24 protein-coding genes are annotated in these 24,734 nt (G+C 27.0%); 12 read left to right on the top strand and 12 right to left on the bottom strand.

Translation table 11 applies throughout. The annotated features are described in order from the left end of the window. The first annotated feature begins 17 nt into the window (after positions 1-17). The 5 genes from ACKU4C_RS03765 to ACKU4C_RS03745 all read left to right on the top strand — a co-directional run bounded on the left by ACKU4C_RS03765 (position 18) and on the right by ACKU4C_RS03745 (position 6,112). Positions 18-236 carry a DNA-directed RNA polymerase subunit omega gene (locus ACKU4C_RS03765; protein WP_321314564.1) on the top strand — a complete coding sequence of 73 codons (219 nt, stop codon included), beginning with the start codon at positions 18-20 and terminating at the stop codon, positions 234-236. 39 nt (positions 237-275) lie between these two features. Beyond that, a complete protein-coding gene (locus ACKU4C_RS03760) occupies positions 276-2,414 on the top strand; it encodes a RelA/SpoT family protein (protein WP_321314561.1) in 2,139 nt (712 codons plus the stop codon). 12 nt (positions 2,415-2,426) lie between these two features. Beyond that, entirely contained in the window at positions 2,427-3,635 is a 1,209-nt protein-coding gene (gene tyrS, locus ACKU4C_RS03755; protein ID WP_321314559.1) for a tyrosine--tRNA ligase, read from the top strand. Between the two features lie 10 nt (positions 3,636-3,645). After that, complete coding sequence (locus tag ACKU4C_RS03750; RefSeq protein ID WP_321314558.1) at positions 3,646-4,719, top strand: nitronate monooxygenase; 1,074 nt, start codon at positions 3,646-3,648, stop codon at positions 4,717-4,719. Positions 4,720-5,095: 376 nt separating this feature from the next. Next, entirely contained in the window at positions 5,096-6,112 is a 1,017-nt protein-coding gene (locus tag ACKU4C_RS03745; RefSeq protein WP_321314557.1) for an N-acetylmuramoyl-L-alanine amidase, read from the top strand. On the opposite strand, the gene ACKU4C_RS03740 is transcribed toward ACKU4C_RS03745, so the two are convergent. From ACKU4C_RS03740 to ACKU4C_RS03720, 5 genes are all read right to left on the bottom strand, one after another. Next, positions 6,075-6,518, bottom strand: coding sequence for an NUDIX domain-containing protein (locus ACKU4C_RS03740; protein ID WP_321314555.1), 444 nt, complete (start codon positions 6,516-6,518; stop codon positions 6,075-6,077). The genes ACKU4C_RS03745 and ACKU4C_RS03740 overlap by 38 nt on opposite strands. Next, positions 6,518-7,588 (bottom strand): LptF/LptG family permease, encoded by a 1,071-nt coding sequence (locus tag ACKU4C_RS03735; RefSeq protein ID WP_321314553.1) that lies wholly within the window; start codon positions 7,586-7,588, stop codon positions 6,518-6,520. Before ACKU4C_RS03735 ends, ACKU4C_RS03740 begins: the two co-directional genes overlap by 1 nt. Positions 7,589-7,590: 2 nt before the next feature. After that, a complete protein-coding gene (gene pth, locus ACKU4C_RS03730) occupies positions 7,591-8,145 on the bottom strand; it encodes an aminoacyl-tRNA hydrolase (RefSeq protein ID WP_321314552.1) in 555 nt (184 codons plus the stop codon). A 10-nt stretch (positions 8,146-8,155) separates the two neighbouring features. Beyond that, positions 8,156-8,692 (bottom strand): 50S ribosomal protein L25/general stress protein Ctc, encoded by a 537-nt coding sequence (locus ACKU4C_RS03725; RefSeq protein WP_321314551.1) that lies wholly within the window; start codon positions 8,690-8,692, stop codon positions 8,156-8,158. 65 nt (positions 8,693-8,757) lie between these two features. Beyond that, the gene (locus ACKU4C_RS03720) at positions 8,758-9,129 is read right to left on the bottom strand and encodes a c-type cytochrome (RefSeq protein ID WP_321314550.1); all 372 of its coding nucleotides are present in this window, start codon (positions 9,127-9,129) and stop codon (positions 8,758-8,760) included. Positions 9,130-9,239: 110 nt separating this feature from the next. Here ACKU4C_RS03720 and folD point away from each other — a divergent pair, with 110 nt between their 5' ends. From folD to rpiB, 3 genes are read left to right on the top strand one after another with little or no spacing between them, the layout of a single operon-like run. Further along, complete coding sequence (gene folD / locus ACKU4C_RS03715; protein ID WP_321314547.1) at positions 9,240-10,094, top strand: bifunctional methylenetetrahydrofolate dehydrogenase/methenyltetrahydrofolate cyclohydrolase FolD; 855 nt, start codon at positions 9,240-9,242, stop codon at positions 10,092-10,094. Positions 10,095-10,099: 5 nt separating this feature from the next. Next, the gene (gene lepB / locus ACKU4C_RS03710; RefSeq protein ID WP_321314545.1) at positions 10,100-10,885 is read left to right on the top strand and encodes a signal peptidase I; all 786 of its coding nucleotides are present in this window, start codon (positions 10,100-10,102) and stop codon (positions 10,883-10,885) included. After that, a complete protein-coding gene (gene rpiB / locus ACKU4C_RS03705) occupies positions 10,885-11,334 on the top strand; it encodes a ribose 5-phosphate isomerase B (protein ID WP_321314543.1) in 450 nt (149 codons plus the stop codon). Before lepB ends, rpiB begins: the two co-directional genes overlap by 1 nt. 13 nt (positions 11,335-11,347) lie before the next feature. On the opposite strand, the gene ACKU4C_RS03700 is transcribed toward rpiB, so the two are convergent. Further along, complete coding sequence (locus tag ACKU4C_RS03700; RefSeq protein WP_321314541.1) at positions 11,348-11,770, bottom strand: N-acetyltransferase; 423 nt, start codon at positions 11,768-11,770, stop codon at positions 11,348-11,350. Further along, the gene (locus ACKU4C_RS03695) at positions 11,767-12,747 is read right to left on the bottom strand and encodes a phosphatidylglycerol lysyltransferase domain-containing protein (RefSeq protein ID WP_321314539.1); all 981 of its coding nucleotides are present in this window, start codon (positions 12,745-12,747) and stop codon (positions 11,767-11,769) included. The genes ACKU4C_RS03700 and ACKU4C_RS03695 overlap by 4 nt, the downstream gene beginning before the upstream one ends. A 243-nt stretch (positions 12,748-12,990) precedes the next feature. Here ACKU4C_RS03695 and ACKU4C_RS03690 point away from each other — a divergent pair, with 243 nt between their 5' ends. Further along, positions 12,991-14,220 carry an HD domain-containing protein gene (locus tag ACKU4C_RS03690; protein ID WP_321314537.1) on the top strand — a complete coding sequence of 410 codons (1,230 nt, stop codon included), beginning with the start codon at positions 12,991-12,993 and terminating at the stop codon, positions 14,218-14,220. A gap of 28 nt (positions 14,221-14,248) precedes the next feature. Here the strand turns inward: ACKU4C_RS03690 and ACKU4C_RS03685 are convergent, their stop codons facing one another. Beyond that, the gene (locus tag ACKU4C_RS03685) at positions 14,249-16,207 is read right to left on the bottom strand and encodes a TonB-dependent receptor domain-containing protein (RefSeq protein ID WP_321314535.1); all 1,959 of its coding nucleotides are present in this window, start codon (positions 16,205-16,207) and stop codon (positions 14,249-14,251) included. A 142-nt stretch (positions 16,208-16,349) separates the two neighbouring features. On the opposite strand from ACKU4C_RS03685, the gene ACKU4C_RS03680 reads away from it, so the two are divergent. Genes ACKU4C_RS03680 through ACKU4C_RS03670 form a run of 3 tightly spaced genes read left to right on the top strand, consistent with a single transcriptional unit; the run spans position 16,350 to position 18,001 of the window. Then, on the top strand, positions 16,350-16,607 hold the full coding sequence (locus tag ACKU4C_RS03680; protein WP_321314533.1) for a hypothetical protein: 258 nt from the start codon (positions 16,350-16,352) through the stop codon (positions 16,605-16,607). 1 nt (position 16,608) lies between these two features. Continuing rightward, positions 16,609-17,019, top strand: coding sequence for a hypothetical protein (locus ACKU4C_RS03675; protein ID WP_321314531.1), 411 nt, complete (start codon positions 16,609-16,611; stop codon positions 17,017-17,019). Position 17,020: 1 nt separating this feature from the next. Beyond that, positions 17,021-18,001 (top strand): hypothetical protein, encoded by a 981-nt coding sequence (locus tag ACKU4C_RS03670; RefSeq protein WP_321314529.1) that lies wholly within the window; start codon positions 17,021-17,023, stop codon positions 17,999-18,001. A gap of 18 nt (positions 18,002-18,019) precedes the next feature. On the opposite strand, the gene ACKU4C_RS03665 is transcribed toward ACKU4C_RS03670, so the two are convergent. The 4 genes from ACKU4C_RS03665 to ACKU4C_RS03650 form a co-directional block, all read right to left on the bottom strand. Continuing rightward, on the bottom strand, positions 18,020-18,301 hold the full coding sequence (locus tag ACKU4C_RS03665; protein WP_321314528.1) for a hypothetical protein: 282 nt from the start codon (positions 18,299-18,301) through the stop codon (positions 18,020-18,022). A gap of 82 nt (positions 18,302-18,383) precedes the next feature. Then, the gene (gene nth / locus ACKU4C_RS03660) at positions 18,384-19,037 is read right to left on the bottom strand and encodes an endonuclease III (RefSeq protein ID WP_321314527.1); all 654 of its coding nucleotides are present in this window, start codon (positions 19,035-19,037) and stop codon (positions 18,384-18,386) included. 255 nt (positions 19,038-19,292) lie between these two features. After that, complete coding sequence (gene uvrB, locus ACKU4C_RS03655; RefSeq protein ID WP_321314526.1) at positions 19,293-21,266, bottom strand: excinuclease ABC subunit UvrB; 1,974 nt, start codon at positions 21,264-21,266, stop codon at positions 19,293-19,295. Between the two features lie 65 nt (positions 21,267-21,331). Continuing rightward, the gene (locus ACKU4C_RS03650) at positions 21,332-24,724 is read right to left on the bottom strand and encodes a transporter substrate-binding domain-containing protein (protein ID WP_321314524.1); all 3,393 of its coding nucleotides are present in this window, start codon (positions 24,722-24,724) and stop codon (positions 21,332-21,334) included. Positions 24,725-24,734: the final 10 nt, after the last annotated feature.

The following is a 24,734-nucleotide window of genomic DNA, read 5'->3' as shown; positions in this document are numbered from 1 at the left end:
AAAATAAGGAATTTTTAATGATGAGATTAGAAGAAAGAATGTCACAAGCTTTAAAAAAAGTAAACAATGACAGATATATTTTAGCTATTGCTGTTGGACAAAGAGCAGATGAATTAAGTAAAGGAGCTAAACCATTACTTGATAAAAATACACAAAATATGAAATATACTGATATTGCAATTGATGAGATTGCAGGTGGTTTTTTAAAAATCGAAGGTTTAGTTAATAAAGATTAGTAGTAGAGCTTCTGCTTTATTACTAATTTAGGTACTTATATGGATCCGTTTATTTTAAAAGTTCAAAGTATTAATACTTTGGATGATGCTATTGCACTACTACATAAAGAAACAAAAGTTAGCCAAAAACTTGAGGGTATAATTGATTTTGCTATCAAAGCTCATGAGGGTCAATTTAGAAAAAGTGGCGAACCTTATGTGATACACCCTATTCTTGTTGCAACTGTTGTATCACATTTTTCAAAAGATGAAGATATTATTGCTACAGCTCTTCTTCATGATGTTGTTGAAGATACAGAATACACTTTAGATTTTGTAAGAGAAAACTGGGGTGAGAATGTTGCTCATATGGTTGATGGACTAACAAAAATTGATGCTATTAGAGAGCATGAATTACCACCTTCTGATTCAAATAAAAAACTAATATCTTCAGCTATGACATTTAGAAAAATGTTAATTGCATCTATTGATGATGTAAGAGTTTTAATTGTTAAACTTTGTGATAGACTTCACAATATGTTAACACTTTCAGCATTACCTGAAAATAAACAAAAAAGAATAGCAGAAGAAACACTTGTTGTTTATGTACCTATTGCACATAGACTAGGTATTTCTACAGTTAAAAATACACTTGAAGATTTGGCATTTTTTTATATTTATCCTGAAGAGTATAAAAAAATTGATGATTTTATGATTGAGCATCAACATGCTATTCAATTAACTTTTAATAAATTTATATCTTCAACAAAAAAAGTTTTAGAAAAAAATGGTTTTGATTTAAACACTGTACAAATCAACAGTAGAATCAAACACTACTATTCTATATATTTAAAAATGCAAAGAAAAGGTGTAACAATTGATGAGATTCTTGATCTTTTAGCAATTAGAATTTTAGTGCCAGAAGATATAGATTGTTACAAAGTATTAGGTTTTTTACACCTTGCATATAAACCTTTAATTTCTAGATTTAAAGATTATGTTTCAACTCCAAAAGAGAATGGATATCAAACTATACATACAACAGTATTTTATAACTCTAAAATCTATGAAGTTCAAATTAGAACTTTTGAGATGAATAAAGTTGCAGAATATGGTATTGCTGCTCACTGGAAATATAAAAGTGGATTAAAACATCAACCAAATTTAAATTGGCTAAAATCCTTAGAATACTCAAATGACAATGTAGAAGAGTTTTATCAAGATACAAAAGATGATTTATATTCTGAAGAGATTGTTGTTTATTCTCCCCATGGAGATACTTTCAATCTGCCTAGAGGTTCAACTGCTTATGATTTTGCTTATGCTGTTCACACCGATGTAGGGAAAAATGCAGTAGAGTCTTATATAAATAAAATCAAAAAACCACTATTAACTGAACTTCACAGTTCAGATATTGTTTCAATCAAAACTGTAGATTATGCGATTCCTAGGTGTTCTTGGATTGATATGGTAAAAACAAACAGAGCAAAAAAACAGATTAGATTTTTATGTTCTCAAAGATTAAAAGAGATTGATGAGTTAACAGGTAGAAATATAATCAATACTGTTTTTTCAAAATATATGGAAAAAGTTACCTCTGTTTATAAGTTTGATTCACTTTATAAAGTACCACAAATTATTGATTACTTTAAGCATGTTAAACATGAAATTGAGAAAAAAATCATTCAAGATAGAGGATTTGTAGCTAGATTTAAAATATATACTAGTAAAATCAAAAAATTTAAATTTGACAATATGATTTTATATTCAAATTTTAGTATTAATTCTGTATCATTTGACCACTGTTGCCATCCCAAATTTGCTGATGAAATTGTAGCTTTCAAAGATGGAAATAAAGCTGTTATTCATCACAAAATGTGTGACAAGGCTTATAAACAAATTATGAGTAATGAACCAATGTTATTTTGTAAATGGACAGTAGATACACTTTATCAATATAAAATGGTAGTTAGTTTACCAAATACAAAAGGTGAGTTATCAAGATTGCTATCTTATATGAGCCAATATGAGGGATATATCTTATCTGTAGATTATGGTAGAGAAAAACATTCATACAGACAATATTGTGATATAGAGTTTGAAATTAATATCTCAAATGTAGAAGAGGTAAGAAAAATTATAGAGAAAAAAGCAAAAGTTATTGAATTTTTCTCAAAAAAAGATGCATATAATAAATAAAAAAGAGGATAAATGGAAGAGAAAATAAAAGAAGCCCTAGCAGAAATAAAAAGAGGAACTGCTGAAATTATTGATTTTGAAGGAATTGAAAAATTAATTAAAAATTATTATGAAAAGGGTGAAAATTTTTATGTAAAAGCTGGATTTGATCCAACTGCTCCAGATTTACACTTAGGACATACAGTACTAATCCAAAAAATGGCAACATTTCAAAAATTTGGTGGTATTGTACAATTTTTAATTGGTGACTTTACTGCAACGATTGGGGATCCAACAGGGAAAAGTGAAACAAGAAAAGTTTTAAGTGAAGACCAAGTTTTAGAAAATGCACAAAGTTATAAAGACCAAGTATTCAAAATCTTAGATCCTGAAAAAACAAAAGTTATGTTTAACTCAAAATGGTTAAAAGAGTTAGGAACAGGTGGACTTATTAATCTAGCATCAAACTTAACTGTAGCAAGAATGTTGGAAAGAGATGATTTTGCAAAAAGATATGCCTCAAATACTCCTATAGCAGTAAGTGAATTTACATATCCTTTACTTCAAGGATATGATTCAGTTGCAATGGGTACAGATATTGAGATGGGTGGAACTGACCAAAAATTTAATCTTCTTATGGGAAGAACTTTACAAAAAGCATATAATACAGGAAAACAACAAGCAGTTTTAATGATGCCAATTTTAGAAGGTTTAGATGGTGTTCAAAAGATGTCTAAATCTTTAGGTAACTATATTGGAGTAACTGATGCACCAAACGATATGTTTGGTAAAACACTTTCAATTTCAGATGAACTTATGTGGAGATATTATGAACTTTTATCTACAAAATCATTAAAAGAGATTGAAGAACTTAAAAATGGTGTTGAAGATGGTACACTACACCCTAAAAAAGTAAAAGAAGCTTTAGCTATGGAGATTGTTGATAGATTTCATGGTAAAGGGCAAGGGGAAATTGCGAAAGTTGAATTTGAAAAAGTTTTTGCTAAAAAAGATATTCCAACTGATATGCCTGAATATGAAATGGAAGTAGGAACTTGGATATGTCAAGCATTAGTTGATTCAAAACTTGTTAACTCTACTTCTCAAGCAAGAAGAGATGTAAAAGCAAATGCTGTTAGTATAAATCAAGAAAAAATAAAAGACGAAAAATTAAATTTAGATGCAGGTGAATACATTTTACAAAAAGGTAAAAAAAGTTTCGCTAAGATAATAATAAAATAAAAGGTTAATTTTGAAAATAGGAAAATATGAAATTAAACACCCAATCATCCAAGGTGGAATGGGTGTTGGAATAAGTTGGGATAAACTTGCTGGAACTGTGAGCCGTGAAGGTGGTCTTGGAGTTATTTCTGCGGTTGGAACTGGTTATTATAAAAGTGATGAATATGTGATAAAAACAAAAAAAGATAAACCAGTTGATGTTCTAAATTTTTATTCAAAAGATGCCTTAACTACAATAATTAAAAATGCAAGAAAAATATGTGGAGATTCACCACTAGCTTGTAATATACTTTATGCATGTAACGATTACGGAAGAATTGTAAAAGATGCATGTGAAGCTGGAATTAATATAATTATTACAGGAGCTGGACTTCCTACAAATATGCCTGAATTTACAAAAGATTTTCCTGATGTTGCATTGATTCCTATTGTTTCTAGTGCAAGAGCTTTAAAACTTATTTGTAAAAAATGGAAAAGATATAATAAACTTCCTGATGCTGTAATTGTTGAAGGACCAAAATCTGGAGGGCACCAAGGTTTTACTTATGAGCAATGTTTCCAAGAAGAATTTCAATTAGAAAATATAGTGCCAGAAGTTATAGAAGAAGCAAAAAATTGGGAAAATCCACCAATTATTGCTGCAGGTGGTATTTGGGATAAAAATGATATTGACAAATTTATGGATATGGGTTGCTCAGGTGTTCAAATGGCAACAAGATTTATTGGTACATTTGAATGTGATGCAGATGCTGAATTTAAAAAAGTATTATTAGATGCTAAAGAGGATGATATTAAACTTATGAAATCTCCTGTTGGATTGCCTGCAAGAGGGGTTAGAACAAACTTACAAAAATCGATTGAAGATGGAACTGCACCAAAAGTTGTTTGTATCTCTAATTGTGTTGCACCATGTAATAGAGGAGTTGAAGCTAAACTAGTTGGATATTGTATTGCAGATAGACTAGGAGCAGCATATCAAGGTGATAGAGATACTGGACTTTTCTTTACAGGTTCAAATGGATATAAAATAGATAAAGTAATTTCAGTTCATGAGTTAATGGAAAAACTTACAAAAGGAGAATAAAATTTTTAAAAAATTTTTTCTTCTAATAGTTTTAATTTTTTCAATCTCTACAACTGCTTTTGCTAGTCTTAGTGAAGAGTTTTCACACGCAAGAATAGGTTATCTAAAAGCAGTTTTAAACAATAATAGAGACAGCGAGATTAAAAATCTTAAAATTTTAATTGATACAGGTAAAAAACTAAAAAAAGATGTATCTAAATATGAAAAAGAATTAAAAAAATATAATGGTTCAATAGCAAAAGTAAGAAAGATTGAATCTATAAAAATATCTCAAACAAAAAAAATCCCACCAACAAAAAAAATTACAAAACCTGAAATACGAACAATTTCTGATGACTCTAAATATACAATTAAATCTGTAGAAGATAGAAACAATATGATTATTATTGATTTCAAAACAAAAATTACTAAAAATTTTGTTAGATTTCAAGAGAAAAAAGTTAAAAATGGATATCAAGATATTTACGATATTAAGGGTAACTTTAAAGATGCATATCCAACAAAATTATCTATAAATGGTGTTGATCAAATTGTAATAAAACAAGAAGATCCAAACACTCTTAGAATACTTTTTGAAGATAAAAAAAATCTAAAAACAATCTATTTTACAAATAATAATAGAGTTGTATTAAAAGTATTAGATGTAAAAGAAAATACTATAAAAAATAGTGTAAAGGTTTCAAAATCTCCAAAAGTATATAAACCTGGATTAAATAAAGTAGTTGTTTTAGATGCAGGCCATGGAGGAAAAGATTCTGGTGCAATTGGGCGTGGTAAAAAAATGTATGAGAAATATGCTGTTTTTGACGTAATGAAGTATCTAGAAGATGCCTTGAAAAGAAGAGGATATAAAGTATATATTACAAGAAACAGTGATAAATTTATAAAAGTTAGACACAGAACAGTTTTGGCAAACAAGAAAAAAGCTGATATCTTTATTTCTATTCATGCAAATGCAGCACACAAATCAAAAGTTGATAAGCTTCAAGGTATTGAAACATTTTTCCTAAGTCCAGCTAGAAGTGCTAGGGCAAAAAGAGTTGCTGCACTTGAAAATAAATCAGATATAAGAAAGATGAGTGGTTCATCTAAAAAAGCCTTTTTAGAGTCACTAAATAGACCAAGAATAACAGCTTCACACAAACTTTCAATTGATATACAAAAAAATATGTTGTATAGTGCAAGAAAAATACATAAAGATGTTGTTGATAGTGGTGTAAGAGAGGGTCCATTTTGGGTACTTGTTGGAGCCCAAATGCCATCAGTACTAATAGAGATAGGTTATATCACTCATAAAAAAGAAGGGAAAAGACTTTTTAATAAAAGATATCAAGAAGCATTAGCAGTAGGTATTGCTAATGGTATTGATTCTTATTTTGCAAAAAATCCTTGATTTGTTTTATTAGATGTTTTTGTTTTTTCTTTATTGAAGGAAGATTCTTTAAATCAAAAAATTTAACTTTTGAATTTTCCCAAGAAAGATAATTATCTAGTAGTTTATCTTCAAAAAAGTAATTTCGCAAATTTGCTATTTTAGCTGTATTTACTAACCAGACACCTACATTTTTTTCATCATTCTTTTGTTCAAAATACTCTTCAAAAAGATAAGTTTCTACTTTTATCGATGATTCTTCATGAAACTCTCTTTTTGCACACTCTTTAGGAGTTTCAGTTGATACTTGCATACCTTTTAAGCAACCCCATTTTTCTCTACTTTTTACAGATTTACACAATAATATTTTTATAGAATCTTTTTCTATTTTATATAATACTATTCCATAAGCATTTATTTTAGTCATTATAACACTCTACTTTTTTTTCTATAAATTATATATGAAACAATAAACCATATTACCATTGGTAGAAGTAATGAGAATTCAGGTTTCATAACACCACTATTTGAAAACTTGTGAAGCATAAAGAATATCCCCCATATAACAAGTGTAGCAAATATTGACATAGAAGTAAATGTACCCATATTAAAAAATCTTCTATTATATGAAACAAATACAAAAATAACTAACATCAAGGGTAAAATAAAAAATGGTATTAAAGTATCATAATAAATAGCTGCTCTAATTCTATCTGTATTTATCTCCTGTTTTGATAATAAATCTAATGCAGACAGAGCATCAAGAATTGAAAAATTTGCTTTTTCCTCATAAACATTATCAAGAATTTTTGGTTTGAATCCATCTAAAGTGTTTAAAAATTTTTCATATCTAACTTCTAGTTTTGAACTTTCAAAATTCATGTATTTTGGTTTTTTAACAACTTTTGCGTCTACTACATACCATTTGTCATTTTGAAAATAAGCTTTTTTTGCGATAATTGTTTCTACAATATCATCATTTTTTACTTTATAGATATGTATACCTTCTGCTTGTTTTTTTAATGGCAATAATTTTTTAAAGAAAACAAAATTATCGTTATACTTTAAAAATATATCAGATTTAGTATTTGTAAAATAGTTACCATCTAAAATCTTTTTCTTTTGTTCATAAGAATAAGCTAATGGTGTCATTTGAATAAAAAGTTGTAATACTAATAAAAATAAAGAGATATAAATAACAGGAGAAAAGATTTGATTCTTTTTTGCCCCTAATGAAGTAAATGCAACTAATTCATTATTTCTAATAAAAATTACAAGGGTTAATACCCAACCAAAAACTAAAGATAAAGGGAGGGTTAAAGTAAGTGTAAAAAAACTATTGTATATTAAATAAAGTAATTGTAAATTTGCAGAACTAGGTAAATTTTTTATATTTTGTAAAAAATCCATTCCTACAAAAAATAGTTCTAAGGAGATTAAAACAATTATAAAATAAAGTAAATATTTTTTTAATATATATTTTGTAAGTATACTCATTCTTATTTCAATGTAAATTTAGATTTTACTTCATTAATTGATTCTCCACTTTTAAGTGCATCAATTGCTGAAATAGTATGAGAGATTATACCTTCTAATTTATTTAATTCTTCTTTTGAAAAGTTTGATAAGACATAGTTTACAACATCTTCTTTATTAACTGGTTTACCAATACCTATTCTAACTCTAATATAATCTTTTCCAATATGCGAATCTATTGATTTTAATCCATTATGTCCACCATGACCACCACCTATTTTAAACTTTACAGTTCCAAATGGTAAATCTAAATCATCATGTATAACAATTATATCTTCAATATCAATTTTATAATACTCTTTTATAGCAACTACTGCATCACCAGAAAGATTCATATATGTTTTAGGTTTTACAAAAAGATTGTATCCTGATTTAAAAACATCAGCTTTGAAGTTTGATTTGTTTATATTTGAAGTATTTAAGTTTTTAGTCATCTCATCGATGACTAAAAAACCTATATTGTGTCTTGTTAATTCGTATTTTTCACCAATATTACCAAGACCTACAATTAAATGCATTTTAAGTTAATTACTTAGCTTTAATTACACCCACAACTGGAACTCTTGGGTCTAAGAAACATTTAACACCTTCTGGCATTTCAATATCTCTAATTAAAATTGAATCACCTGTGTCAAGTTCTTCAATTTGTAAGTTGAAAGACTCTGGTAAATTTTCAATTGTAGATTTTACAGGAATTCTTTTCTTATGGAAAATGAAAAGACCTTTGTTTTTTAAACCTTTTGGAGTACCTTCAACAGTTACTGGAACTTTATATGAAGTTTCAACACCTGGTTGTGCTACCATTAAATCTACATGTAATAAATTAGAAGTGATAGGATCTTTTTGATACTCTTGAACTACAACTTTAAGTGTATTATCACCAACTTTTACATCAAATGCGATTGTTGTTTTATTTCTTAAAAATTTAATGAATTCATTCGTTTTGAATGCAGCATTAATATTTTCTAAACCTTTTCCGTAGATGTTTGCAATTAAGTAACCATCTCTTCTTAAAGATTTAGTTCCTTGTTTTGTTATACTATCTCTTATGATACCCTCTAACATAACTTTCCTTTGTTTTAAAATTAAGAGCGTGATTATATTTAATTTTATATTAATTTTTGTTTAAGTTACTTCTTGTTTATATTTTTTATGTAATAATATAAAGATTTTAGCTCTTCATCAGTTAAAAAATATGTTGGCATAATTTTTGATTCAGTTTTATCTGCAGTCATTTTATCAATAAAAACTTCAAAACTAACATTATTTATAGCAGGTGCTATAACTGATTTTTCTATAAGATTTTTACCTTTTTTATCTTTTTGCTTATATCTTGCAATAATTACTGGCTTATTACCTTTGTCATGACATTTTACACACCCTATTCCTCTTGGGTTTTCATAAAGCATTGCACCATATTCAAATTTAGTAATAAAAGAGTTATCAATAACTTGAGAATATAAAGAAGTCACAAGAAAAAGAGAAAAAACTAGAAATTTCAATCTCTACCTTTATCATATACCATTAAATTAGATTTTCGTTTTAATGTGGTATAAAAATTTTTTAGATATTATATCAACCTAAAATTAAAAATATATGAGGCTATAAAGCAATGACACTACTAGATGGTAAATCTTTATCTAATAAAATAAAAGAAGAAGTAAGAGTTGAAGTAAAGGAACTCAAACAAGAAAAAAATATAACTCCCGGTTTAGCAGTAGTACTTGTAGGAGACGATGCAGCAAGTGCAACTTACGTAAATAGTAAACATAAAGCTTGTGAAACTGCGGGAATATATTCAGAAGTACACAAAAAACCTTCATCAACTACACAAGAAGAGTTATTAGAATTAATTGAACAAATGAATAATGACCCAAAATTAGATGGTATTTTAGTTCAACTTCCTGTTCCAAAACATATTGATACAACAACAGTACTTGAAGCGATCAATCCTTTAAAAGATGTTGATGGTTTTCACCCTTACAATGTAGGAAGAATGGTTTCAAACCTTGATGCTTTTTTACCGGCAACACCTTTTGGCGTTATGAGGATGTTTGAAGAGTACAATATAGATTTAGTTGGTAAAAATGTATGTGTAATTGGTTCTTCTGATATTGTTGGAAAACCTATGGCATCGTTACTTATAAATGCAAAAGCTACAGTAGAAGTTTGCAACTCAAAAACTAAAGACTTAAAAGCTCATACTTTAAGAGCAGATATAATTATTGTTGCAGCAGGAAGAGTAAATCTAGTAACTGAAGATATGGTTAATGAAGGTGCAATTATTATTGATGTAGGGATAAATAGACTTGAAACAGGTAAACTTGTTGGAGATGTTGATTTTGAAGCTTGTAAAGAAAAATGTTCATTTATAACACCAGTTCCAGGTGGAGTTGGACCAATGACAATTGGAATGCTACTTAAAAATACAGTAAAAGCGGCAAAACTTAGAGAAAAAAGAAAGTAATCATTATGCTAGGAAAAATTTATAGATGGTCTAGTTCATGGACTGGAACCGTTATAATTGTACTTACAATTATATTTTTTATTGCTCAAGCATTTGTAATCCCTAGTGGAAGTATGAAAAATACTCTACTTATTGGAGATATGCTTTTTGTAAAGAAATTCTCTTATGGAATACCCGTTCCTAGAATTCCTTGGCTTGAAGTGCAAGTATTGCCCGACTTTAATGACAATGGACATTTAATAGAAGGAGATAAACCTCAAAGAGGAGATATAGTAGTTTTTAGATATCCTGGTAACGATACAATTCATTATGTAAAAAGATGTGTAGCAACAGGTGGAGATATTGTTGCTTTAAAAGATAAACACCTTTTACTTCATCCAAGTGAAGGTAATGAATATGTAAAAGAGAATTACAAAGATTATCAAGTTGTAGAATTAAATAATAAACTATTCGTTGTAGATCCATATAGAAAAGATCATCCTGGAATACACAATGATCCAAGTGTTACAAAAGATGGTTTACAACCTTATCAATTATTTGATATGTTACCAATACAAATTCCAGAAGGTGAATTTTTTATGATGGGAGATAATAGAGACCATTCAAATGATTCAAGATTTTGGGGAACTGTTAAGTATAAATATATAGTAGGAAAACCTTGGTTTATATATTTCTCTTGGGATGAAAATAAACAGATAAGATGGGATAGAGTTTTTAGAACACCATCTTCAATAGAGAAAGATATGGAAGGTAAACAATTAGAAATAAATCATAAAGAGGGAATATATTAATGAAATATTTTATAGGTGCAGACCATGCAGGTATTGATATTAAAGCATATGTAAAAGAACTATTTGAAGCTAGAGGACATGAAGTTGTAGATATGGGTCCTTTTACAAAAGATAGAGTGGATTATCCAGATTTTGCAGCAAAAGTATGTAAAGAAATACTTGCAAATGAAGGTAGCAAAGGGATATTAATTTGTGGTTCAGGTATTGGTATGTCTATGGCTGCAAATAAATTTGATGGAATTAGAGCAGCACTTTGCCACAATGAGTACTCGGCAAAAATGGCAAGAGAGCATAATGATGCAAATGTACTATGTATGGGAGAAAGAGTTTCTGGATATGGTATGGTTGAAGCTATAGTTGATGCTTGGAATGAAGCTTCTTTTGAAGGTGGAAGACACGAAGGTAGAGTTGATAAAATCAATAACCTTTTTGGAAGCTGTAGAGTTTAAGAGAAAGGAAAGTTTATCTTTCCATTCTCATTAAAACCCCATCTTCATCTTCATAATATCTCTTTAAAATTTTTACTTTTTTAAATCCATACTTTTGATAAAGATTTATAGCCTTTTTATTTGAAACTCTAACTTCAAGTTGCAAATCTTTTTTCTTTAGTTTTTCTAAACTAAAATCCAATAGTTTTGTTGCAAGACCTAATTTTCTAAAATCTTCTAAAACAGCTAAAGAATAAAGTCTAAAAAATCTTTTTCTTTTTAGCCATAGTATATAACCTACTAGTTGATTGTCAACTTCAACTTTATATAAAAAGTTTTTTTCCACATGATAATAAAAACTACTTAATCTCATCATCATAATATCATCTTTGAAGATTTTATTTTCTATCTCAAAAAGTTTTTTTATATCTTTTTTAGAAGCTTTGCATATTTTCATTTTTGATATATTGTATATTTTGGTACTAATTTATTTGGTCTATACGACATCTTAACTTTTTTAAGATTCTCAAATCCCATATCATCACCAACATTTATATACTCAACACTATACTTATCTTTTAGAATATTACTAAACTCTCTAAAAATAAATTGAGCACACCCTAATATTTCAAAATCTGTTTTTTCTAATATTACACTAGCAGTATTAGCATTTATTTTTTCACCAACAGTAAAACCTTTTATCTCATCATCAATATAGATAACTAGACCTATGATTTCTAAATTTTTATAATCATTTACAAGTCTTTTTATAGCAAACCTTTCAAAATATATCCCATCTAAAAAAACTTCAACCTCTTCTTTTGGCATATATGTTGTTCTATCTTTTACCCACTTATTAAATAAATCTAAAACTGCCTTTGCATGTTTATCTATATCTAAAACTTCAATTCTGTGTTCAGGATAAATTTTTTTAAATTTATTTATCTCATTTCTTTTTGATTTATAGGAATCACCTTTTAAATCTATTAAATCATCAACTTTATAAATATAATCAACCAATTTTTTTTCAATAACAAAGTCTTTTAGCATCTCATAAATTAAAGTGCCCTCTTCTAAATAATCAACAAAACCTTCAAGAATATCTTCATGAACATACTCTATTTTTGAGTAGTTTTTATTACTATTGTGTGTATTCATTATCTCAAAACATTGTAATATTGCATCATAAGTTTTCTCTTTTTTACCAATTGGTGGTAAAAGCATAGTTAGTTCGCCTGAGTTTAAAATAAACAAACAAAAAGTCTCATTTACAATTGCATAAAATCCTGTTGCAGTTGATAGCCAAATATAATTTCCTGCAAAAGTATAATCACTAACATCTACTTTTATTAGTTGTAAATATTTGTCCATAACATCTTTTGCTCTTAAATCAAAATGTTTTAAAGTGTAGTTGCTTATTGTCAAAGTTGACATTTAATTTTTTCCTTAAATTAATATTTTTCGGAATTATACACCTTAATTTTAATTTTGCATCCAAAATTAAAAAACTTTTTTATAAGGGCCTATTTATCAATGTTATGGAATAATCAAAGCAAAAAAAAAGAGTCGTCATGCATGAACCTTGGGTAGCTTATGTAGTAGTTGGAACAGTAACTGCTTTTATGATGTTAGGTAAAAAAATGATATTTTTTGATGATTCAGATAAAGAAGACAAAAATGATAAATCCTAAAATTATAGACTATATCTTTTCCTCAGCTTCAATTCAAAGATGGAATGATTATCCCCGAATGGTTGAATTGGTTGAACTTGATAAACAAGCACATAAATTTATAATAGCTTATTTTATTGCAAAATTTGAACCAGATGTAAATTATAATCATTTAATTGAAGCTGGAATATTCGAGTTTTTAAGACGAGTAGTTGTAACAGATATAAGACCTGATGTATTTAGAAATGCCCTTCAAAAAAGAGCTAAAGAGATCAACTCTTGGGTTATTGCAAATCTCAAAACTTCACTTGAAAATATAGATAATGGACTATTTTTACAAAAATTTGAAGAGTATCTAACAAATCCAAATATATATAAAAAAGAGAGATTTATTCTAAAAGCTGCCTCATATCTCTCAACTAGATGGGAATTTTCTATTGTATATCAAACTTCTACTTTTCTTTCAGATATTGAAAGTGTAAAAAAAAGTGTTGAAGATGAGTTAGAGGATTATTATGAACTAATTGGTGTTAGAAAAATAGCTTTAAAGAAAAAGCTTGCAAAAATTGTAGATTTAAGTGGAAGACTTAGATTTCAAAAAAGATGGGCACAAACACCAAGAATACCTGAAACATCAGTTTTAGGACATATGTTAACTGTTGCAATATTTTCTTACTTTTACTCTTTAGAGGTAAATGCTTGTGAAAAAAGAATAGAAAACAACTTTTTTGTTTCACTTTTTCACGATTTACCTGAAGCTTTAACAAGAGATATTATAACTCCTGTAAAATACTCAGTTGATGATTTATCTGATATCATAGCTGAATATGAAAATAAAAAGATAAACGAAGAGATTCTTCCTAATCTTCCAGAATTTATCCACAAAGAGTTTTGTTATATTTTGGGTATGTTTGATAACTTTAAAGATGAGTTTGCAAATAGAATCTATAAAGATGGTAAAGTTGAATTTGTAGATGATATTTCAAAATACAATATGGATAGATATAGTCCAGTTGATGGAAAAGCTTTAAAACAATGTGACAAATTATCAGCCTTTGTTGAAGCTAGTTTATCTATTTCACATGGAATAAAATCAAAAGAGTTAGTAAATGGTAAAAAACAAATCATGAAAGCCTTAAAAGAGATAGAAGGTGTAGATTTTAATGCTATTGCTAAAAATATAGATGAGGAGTTTTGTACAACTGGACAAACTCAAGTAAGAATGGATTTTGATTAAAAGAGAAAATCTCTTTTAATCTAAGCTTTTAAAAACTAATTTTTAAATTTATATATGCATATCTTCCTGGGTCATTTAATAACTCAGTATTTCCTGCACCTATATACCTAATATCGTTATAAGTATTTGTCGAAGCATATGTTTTATCAAATATATTATCAACACCTAATGTTATATCAAAGTTTTTACTAATTTTATGATTATATTTAGCATTAAATACTGTATAACCACCTAATTCTTGTTCTCCATTATCAATATCGTAATTACTCCACCCTTTTGAAGCTATCATTTGAGTAATTAATTGACTATCTCCAAAATCATAACTTACTGATAAAGTCCCTTTTAATGGTGGGATTTCAGCTAAATCTCTATCTGTTTGACCTAAGATAGCTTCATCTTTTTTACCTCTTAAGTAAGATACACCATAATCAAAAATTAAGTTCTCTGAAAATAAATAATATCCTGAAACTTCCATTCCATAAATTTTTGCATCTATATTTTGAAAAGTTGTTCCATTTACATTATAGATATAATCATCTAAATTAGAATAATGAACTTTTGTTTTAATATTAAAATCACCAATAGTTTTTTCAAAACCTAAGTCAATTTCTCTATTTTTTACAGAATCTAAATTATCATTTCCTTGTACAGCACCAGTTGAACTTACTATATATAATTCTCTGGCATCAGGCACTCTTTCTGATTTACCAATACCTGCAAAAAGTTTTGTATCTGCATCGAAATTATACACTGCAAAAATATGTCCATTTAAAGCATTGTAATCTTTATCTAACATTGCTGCATTTTCAGTATCTATAGAAGTTCTATCATATCTTGTACCTATTTCTAAATCTAAGTTACCAAAACTTTTTTCATATTTTAAAAATGCTGCTTTATTTGTTGTATCAGTATCAGAAATAGAATCTCTAATATAAGAATTCATTCTATTATAGTATTTACCTTTCCAACTTCTTTCACTAGTATCTAATCCTGCTAATAAAGTTCCTTCTAATAAGTCAAAACTATTTTTTAGTTTAGTTCCCCAAATTGATGATTTCATATGGTTTGTCATCATCATTGCACCATTGTTTCTAAGTGTTGTACTCATTGGATGATCAACATCAGAGTAATAATATTCAAAATTCAACTCTTTTGAATATTCTCCTAAATCTCTTTTTGTATATTCAACTGTATAGATATTTGAATCATCGTAATCAGCATCCATTGGTGTGTTTGGATATAAAATATTATCACTTCTATTAGCGGTATATGATAATTTCAATTCTGAACTATCATCTAAATTTATAATTGTTTTTGCAAGAACTGTTTTTTTATCATAAGCTTCCATATCAGAACTTTTATATCTATTCATAGGTGGTATTCCATGATATATTTGTTGTTCGAAGAAATTATTACCATCCCCATCTCTATAAGGATCAGATTCCTCTTTTGAACCTGATAATAATACTTTTATATATTCGTTTCCACCACTTACGCTAAATGAAGTTTTTTTATAACCAAAACTTCCAAAGTTTAGATTAAAGTCTCCGCTTAACTTTTCAGTTGGTTCTTTAGTTTTTACTTTTACAAGTCCACTTAAAGTACCAAAATTTTCAACATCAAAAGGTCCCTCAACTATCTCTATACTATCTATATTATTTGTTAAAATATGAGATGTAGTAGGATCCATTCTATTAGGACAAGCCCCATAAATTTTGCTGTCATCTACTAATATATTAATATTATCTTTTTTAGCACCTCTTAAAATAATATCATTCGCAATTCCACTTCTTCTAACTAAACTCACTGATGGAATATTTTTTGTTAATGCTTCAGCTAAATCTGCAGATTTTATTTGTTCTGAGCTTACATTTTTAACAATTTTTGTATTTGCCTTTTCTTCTATAGATATAGTACCTATATCTACACTGTCTTGCGCAATAAGTATTGAAGCACAGACAAATGATAAACCAACTATTTTTTTCATCTTCATCCTTATAAATAATTTTTTGTATTTTATTTACATTGAGTTAATTAAGTGTTAATTTTTAGCTAGGCTTAAGAAAAAGCTTGTAAAAATTCTTTTTGTTTTTTATGATATACTACACAAAATACACAAAAGGATTTTTATGGCTAAAATAAATATACAGATTGATGATAAAAACCTTTCAACAGTAATGACCATTTTAAAAAATCTAAAAACAGGATTAATAAAAAATATAGAGGTTGAAGGAAAAAATAATTTGAAAGATAGATATCTATCAACGGAAAAATATAAACAAAAAATTGAAAAAAAAGTATTAGAAGATGAATTTTTACCTAAAACTACATCTACAAGTAAATATTTATCACCAGATGAATTTAAAAAAAGATTAAAAGGTAAATAATATGCAAGTAATAGTTCTAATAATCGTACTTCTTGCTATTTTAGCTTTTGCTATTTATAAAATAAATAATAAATTTGGTACAAAAGAGATTGCCATACTCTTAGCAGTAATAATTGTATCAAGTTTAGTTTTTGTTTTAATATCAAGAAATCAACAAGAAAAAGTTCCATTATTGTTTAAACAAAAATATGAAAGTGAAAAAAACATTAAAATTTCTAAATTTACTTATGAAAGAGTAAACAATAAAACAGTTTCATCAAAAACAAATTTTATTTATAATTTTGATTATATTATTTTTAAAAATAAAGAAGAGTATTTTTGTAAAATGAATAACATAAAAGTAAAAAAGATTCAAGATGAATATATATTTGAAAATTTTAATGAAGTAAAAGAAGAGTGTCAAAAAAATTAATATGTCTACTAGTTATAAAAAGTATATAAAAAATTTAAATAAAGTCTCTAAAAAATTAAAAAAACAACCTTTAGAAAAAGTTGATGAAGAGGTAAAACATCTAAAAAAATGTTTTGATATAGCTTATGATAACAATTGTTTTAAACTTTACAATTATGATAAAGAAGTGCAAGATAAATTAAAATTAAAAATGTTTAGTAAACTAACTAAACATTCAGCTTCTTTAACATTTTTAGCAATACAAATCTTAGCTGCAAATGCCATCATGTCAAAAAATAATTTCCCAAAAAGAGAATATTATTTCAAAAAAAAATGTGGTATTGCAATAAATCATTTAAGAATGAAAGGTAGTTTTGTAATATCTGAAAAGTGTAAAGGTGGATATAAACTAAATGGTGTGTTAACTTGGGCAAGTGGTTATCAAATATTTGACCATCTTTTAATAGGATTCCATCATAAAAATTCAGAGATGGAAGTATTAACAAAGTTCAAAGAAACAAAAGGTTTTAAAATAGTTGAAACACCTAAAACTTTTGTGGGGCAAGCTTTAAATACAGTAAATATAAAACTTGAAAACTTTTTTATAAAAGATGAGGATATTGTTTCAAGTAATCCAATAGGAAACTATACTAAAAATAAATCTTTATCTAAAACAGTACATTATGCTTTATATGGTTTAGGATTAGGTGCATTAGAGCATATTAATGATGAAAAATTTAAGAAAATATCAAAAAATAAGTTGAAAAAGATTAAAAAAGATTTTTTAAACTCTAGTAATGGAGAAGAATTAGACAAAATAAGAATAAAACTCTTTAATCTACTTCAAAATATAATCACTCTTTCTATGATTATTGATGGTGGAAAATCAATTTTAAAAGATAGAACTCTACAAAGATACTACAGAGAGTTAATAATGTTTAATGCTAATGGTCTTAATCAAAATATTAAAACACTATTTATTGAAGAGTATTTAAATAGATAGATGTCCTAAAACATCTATCTATTCTCCACCACCAACATTAGATTTTAATTCACCATGAACATCATTATGAGGTATTGAGTCACACATATCTTCTGCTTTGTGTAGTGCTTCGATTACCTCTTCAAGATTCTCATAAGGAATTTCAACTAAACCAGTAGTTTTACCATTTTCAAATCTATCGATTCTTACAACTGGATCACTAAATTCACCATATGGTTTCTCAATATGAGAAATATTTATTTTATCTTCTCTAAAATATTGAGCCAAAGTGATAGTTTTTACTTTAATTCTTTCTCTCATAACATCCTCCTTCTAAATCTATTATTTAAATAATAACATAAAAAAAAGAGATTTCATAATTTTTTTTATTTTTATTTTATGATTATTGTGGTTTAAAAGATTTTTTTGTTTTACAAACATGAGGGAAAAGACAGTTATCACAATCTGGATTTAATGCTTTGCAAGTGTATCTTCCAAATAAAACCATAGCTTGATGGAAAATATGTAAATCATCTTTTAGTTTTTTAACTAATTCTGCTTCAGTTTTCTCAACAGTTTTTTCATAGGATAACCCTAATCTATGTGAGACTCTAAATACATGAGTATCAACAGCCATAAGATTTGCACCTTCGAACTCTATCATAAATACATTTGCTGTTTTATTACCAACCCCTGCAAGTTTAATTAATTCTTTTTGATTATGAGGAATCTCTCCATCATAGTTTGCAATAACGCTTTGTGCCATTTTGATAATGTTTTTTGATTTATTATTAAAAAAAGAACAAGTTTTTAGTAAATCTTTTACATCTTCTAAAGAAGCATCAGCAAGTTCAAAAACACTTGGATACTTTTCAAATAAAGCAGGCGTTATAATATTTACCCTTTTATCTGTACATTGAGCACTTAAAATAATAGCTATTAATAACTCATAATCATTTTTATAATTTAGCTCTGTTACAGCATCATTGTATTTTTCAACAAATGCTTCTTTAATAACTTGGATATCTTCTTTAGTAGCTTTTTTAAGTCTTGACAAAATTTAATTCCTTTAAAATAATTTTAAAATTGTAATGAAAATTTATTAAGATAAAATTATGTATAATCTTTAACATAAGGATTATGGTATGTGCTATTTTATTATTTCTTTAATACTTTTTTTAGGTTTCCCTTTAATATTTTTTTATTATTGGCCAAGTATTAAAAGAAAATTTTTTAAAAATAAAAAATAAGGCTTACTCTTCAAATAAATTATCTATAATAGATAACCTTATATTTTCAATTTTTCATAATTTTATGATTTTTTTATTTTTTCTATCTGATCCCTTAATCTAATAGCCTCTTCAAAATTTAAATCTTTGGCAGCTTTAGTCATCTGTTTATTTAATTCAATTAATATTTTCTTTCTCTCTGATGCTGGAATTTTATTCATTTTTTCTCTTTTCCAAGCAGTATCATCATACTCTTCCATTTTTAGATTTTCATCTAATGCTCTTTTTGTAGTTTTTGGAATTATCCCATGCTCTTTATTGTATGCTTCTTGTATTGCTCTTCTTTCTTTTGTCAAATCAATAGCATATTGCATAGAATCAGTAATCTTTTTTGCAAACAAAATTACTCTTCCATTTTCATTTCTTGCTGCTCTCCCCATTGTCTGAACAAGAGAGGTTCTACTTCTTAAAAAACCTTCTTTATCTGCATCTAAAATTGCAACTAAAGAGGTTTCAGGAATATCTAATCCTTCTCTTAAAAGATTGATTCCAACTAATACATCAAACTCACCAAGTCTTAACTCTCTAATGATTTGATTTCTTTCAATAGCATCAATATCACTATGCATATATTTTACTTTTATTCCCAAATCAGAATAATATGAAGTAAGCTCCTCAGCCATCTTTTTTGTTAAAACAGTTACTAAAACTCTTTCATTTTTTTCAACAATCTTTTTTATCTCATCATGAAGTTTTTCAACTTGATATTCACTATCTATAATATCAATTATAGGATCAAGTAATCCGGTTGGTCTAATAATCTGTTTTGCTACAACTTCACTTTTTTCTAACTCTAGATCAGCAGGAGTTGCACTTACAAAAAGATATCTTGGTGATTTTTTAATAAACTCATCAAATTTTAAAGGTCTATTATCAAGTGCACTTGGAAGTCTAAATCCATAATCAACAAGTACCTCTTTTCTACTTCTATCTGCTGCATACATTCCTCTAAACTGAGGTAATGATACATGTGATTCATCAACTATAAGTAGAAATTCTTTTCCTATTTGTTCAAAATAATTTATAAGTGAATATGGAGTTTGTCCAGGTCTAAGTCCAGTTAAGTGTCTAGCATAATTTTCAATCCCTTTACACATACCTGTACCTTCAATCATCTCTAAATCAAACTCAACTCTTTGTTTTAATCTTTGATATTCAACTAATTTATCCTCTTTTTGAAAGTATTCTAATCTTTCATCAAGCTCCTCTTCAATCTCTTTAACTGCTCGACCTAAGTTTTCACTTGTAACAACAAAAGGATTAACTGAGTAAATTATTGCTTCATTTAATTCTTTTGTTTTTTCATTGGTTAAATATTCGTGTTTTGTGATTGATTCAACCTCATCACCAAAAAACTCTACTCTTATATATTCATCTTCATAATAGGCAGGAAAAATATCTATGACATCTCCATTTACTCTAAAATCAGTCCTATCAAAAAAACTATCATTCCTCTTATAACCCATTTCTACAAGTTTAAGTAAAAACTCTTTTTGAGAGTATTCAAAACCAACTTCTATTCTTTGAACCATAGCTTTGTATTCTTCAGGATTACCTAAACCATAGTTTGCTGAGACAGAAGCAATAACTATTACATCATCAAAACTAAGTAAAGAGGCTGTTGCACTTAATCTTAATCTTTCTAATTCAGCATTGATAGAAGAATCTTTTTCTATAAAAAGATCAGTTCTTGGAATATATGCCTCAGGTTGATAATAATCATAATATGAAATGAAATATTCAACATGATTATTTGGAAAAAATTGTTTAAATTCACTATAAAGTTGGGCGGCTAAGGTTTTATTATGTGTCATAATAAGAGTGGGCATTTGTGTTTTTTCTATCACTTTTGCCATAGTATAGGTTTTACCAGAACCGGTAACTCCCTCTAAAGTTGTATATTGATTCCCTTTTTTTATAGAATCACTTATTTCTTTTATAGCATTTGGTTGATCACCTGCTGGTTCATATTCGCTTTTTACTTTAAATCTACTCATTTTGGGATTATATCTAAGATTTTATTATGTGCAGTTTTATATTACAAATTGAAATATTTTATAAGCTAAATAATATCTGATTTGAATAACATACTAAAACATGCACCTTTATAAAATCTACCTTCATATTCAAACTCTTCATTATAAGCAGTTATTGTTTGCCTATGTCTTTCTCTAATAATTTTATCAACTATTGATAAGCCAAGTCCGGTACCAATTGATTTATGTTTAGTTGTAAAATATGGTTCAAAAATTCTATCTAGATTTTTTTCTAAAATACCTCCACCATTATCACAAATTTTTAATTCTAATGTTATATCATTAATCTTTTTCGTTTTAATAAAAATATACCTCTCAGAATCATCTTTATTTTCAATAAGAACATCTTTTGAATTATTAATTATATTAATCAAGGCTTGTTCTAACTCATTTTTATTCCCATCTATTTTTATAGAATCATCCGTTTTTTGTATAACTTTTATATAGTTATCATTTGTTGAAGCATATGTTAAACTTAATGAAGATTGGATTATATCTTTTATATCAATTGTTTTAAATTCTGTTGTACCTTTTATAAAGTTTTTAAAATCATCTATTGTCTCTGATAAATATCTTGCTTGATCTATAATCTTTTCTGAGAATTCTTTAATCTCTTCATCTTTTATCTTTTCTCCATATTCACTCTTAAGTCTTAAACCACTTGCACTTGTTGTAATAACACTTAAAGGTTGTCTCCATTGATGAGCTATATTACCTATCATCTCTCCCATTGAAGCAAGTTTTAAATTATTTTCAAAAAGCTTAAGAGAAGTAACATCTTTTGTAATAAATAATAATCTTTTTTTATCAGGTAAAACAGATATTGTAATATTTACCCTTACTCTTCTTCCATTTTTGCCTATAGTTACTTTTTCAAAGTTTTTAATATATCCCTCTTTTATAGCTATATCTAAAGCATTTTGAGTTTTTTCTCTATATTCAGGTGCTGTTAAACTGATAGATGATTTATTTATTAACTCATTTTTTGTGTATCCCAACATTTTTAGATAAGCTTCATTACACTCTAAAAAATTTGTTTTTAAATCGGTAATTGCTATCCCATCTTTTGATATTTTAAAAATAGTTTCAAACTCTTTTTTCTGTTTTTTAAGTTTATTTAAAAAATATAAAATTATCCCTAGGACAATTAAAAAAGCAATTAATAATTTATAAATAAGTGAATAATCTACTGTTTCTTTTACAACTAAAGGTTGAATCCATTTTGAGTGAATCTCTTTTTTTTCAATCTCTGTAATCGAATCTAAAACTTTGTTGATAATAGAGATTAAAACAGGAGAATCTTTTTGTATTAAATATTTATGTTTAAAAGTAAAATTAGTAATACCACTTATTTTTAAATTTCTTAAATGCAATTCACTCATATTGTATAAAGATGTAGCAATATGACCTACAAAAGCATCAGCCTCACCACTTTCTACCATTATTAAAGCCTCTTTTATGTCTGAAGTTGCTTGAATATTTAATTTAGGATAATTTTCTACTAAAAAGTTATAACTAGTATACCCTTTTGGAACAGCAATTGTTTTTCCAGATAGTTCATTTAAGTTTTGAATATAATTAAACTTATCTGTAGTTACAACTACCATAGGGTAGCTACTATATGTATTACTAGTAAGTCCTAATTTCATCTCTTGTGGACTAGTTCCTATACCTGGTACTATATCAATTTTTTTTTCTTTGAATTTATTTAAAACTTCCAACCAACTATCAGAAGATATGTATTTAAACTTTATTCCTGTTCTTTGTGAAATAATGTTTAAATACTCTCCCATAATTCCATTCATAGTATTATTTTCTATTATTGACAATGGTTTCCAATTTATCTCACTATATGTTAATTCAGGATTATCTTTAATAAATTCCTTTTCTTTTTCATTAAAAAATATTTTTTTATCTTGATCTAAATTATTATGATAATTATCTAAAATCCATTTTTGTTTTAAGTGTGTTATAGTAGAAAAGGGTATTGAATCTAATGTTTTATTAATAATAGAAGCTAAAATAGGATTCTCTTTACGTATACCAAACCTTAAATCTTCACTTTTTACTTCATCATGGGTAAATTCACCAACGGGTTTTATTCCTTTTAGAAGTAATCTTTCTAATCTGTAAATACTCATTGTACTACTTAAAACAGCATCAACTTTTTTATCTCTTAGTGCATAAAATTTATCATTATTAGTATCATATTCAACTATTTTTATATCTTTTTCATCTTTTAAGACATCAATTAAATAAGACTTTTTTACAATTCCTAATTTTTTACCTTTTAAAGAATTCAATCCAGTGTAAGAACCAAAATCATCATTAGCAAAAACACTTATGGGGATTTCATAATATGGTTTTGTATATAAGGTATAAGGAACTCTTTCTTTTCTATATGATAATTCACTTATTATATCTATTTGATTGTTTTTAAACTTACCAAAAACTTCTGGCCATGATCCACCAACTTTTTCGAAAGTTAAACCTGTTTTTCTTGAAATAATATCTAAAAGCTCTTGGGTAAATCCAATTTTTTTACCATTGTAAACAAAACTAAAAGGTATATATGTATCTATAGAACCAATTTTTACTTTTGGATATTTATGCATATAATCCAATTCATCTTGAGTAAATTCTATTTCACCATATACACTATCTTCAGTTTCAACTATCCAAGTATTTGCAAGTTTAAATAAAAAATTTGGCTTTAAAGAGTTTAAAGACTTCTGTAGAATTGATTGAAGAATATAATTGTCTTTACTTACAGCAAATCGTAAATCCTCTTTTTTTATAGTTCTAAACTCATCAATAGCTTTCAAAGTAATTAAAGATTGTGAATTTATTGATTTAATTCCAGAAGTATAAGATGCTAAAAAATAATCAATTTTTCCTGTTACAAGTGCTTTTGATTTTTCATCGCTTGAATTAAATTCAATAACATCTAAACCCATTTTTTCTAAATTATTTTTATAAAAAATACTTTTTGATACCCCTACTTTTTTCCCTATTAAACTCTCATTATTTATATAAGTATCATTACCTTTTGAACCAAAAATAAATGTAGGTATTTCATAATATGATTCGGTAAAAAGTGCATATTTAGAACGCTCTTTAGTATAAGATATATCTGAAATCATATCAGTTTTTCCACTTTTAAAATCATCTAATGCTTTTGACCAAGAAGATTCCTTCACTTCAAATTTTAAACCACTTACTTTAGAGATTTGACTAATTAGATCTACACTAAAACCTTTATGCTGATTGTTTGAAATATAAGAGAAAGGCTGAAAATTATTTAACATTGAAATTTTAACTGTAGGATTATTTTTAATCCAATTTTCTTCTTCTTTTGTAAATACATTATTTGCCCAAATGAAGCTGGATAAAATAAGAATTAATAAAAATTTATGCATATGTATTTTC

The organism is Halarcobacter sp. (assembly GCF_963676935.1).
GTDB lineage: Bacteria > Campylobacterota > Campylobacteria > Campylobacterales > Arcobacteraceae > Halarcobacter.
This window is presented reverse-complemented; position numbering and strand designations above follow the sequence as displayed.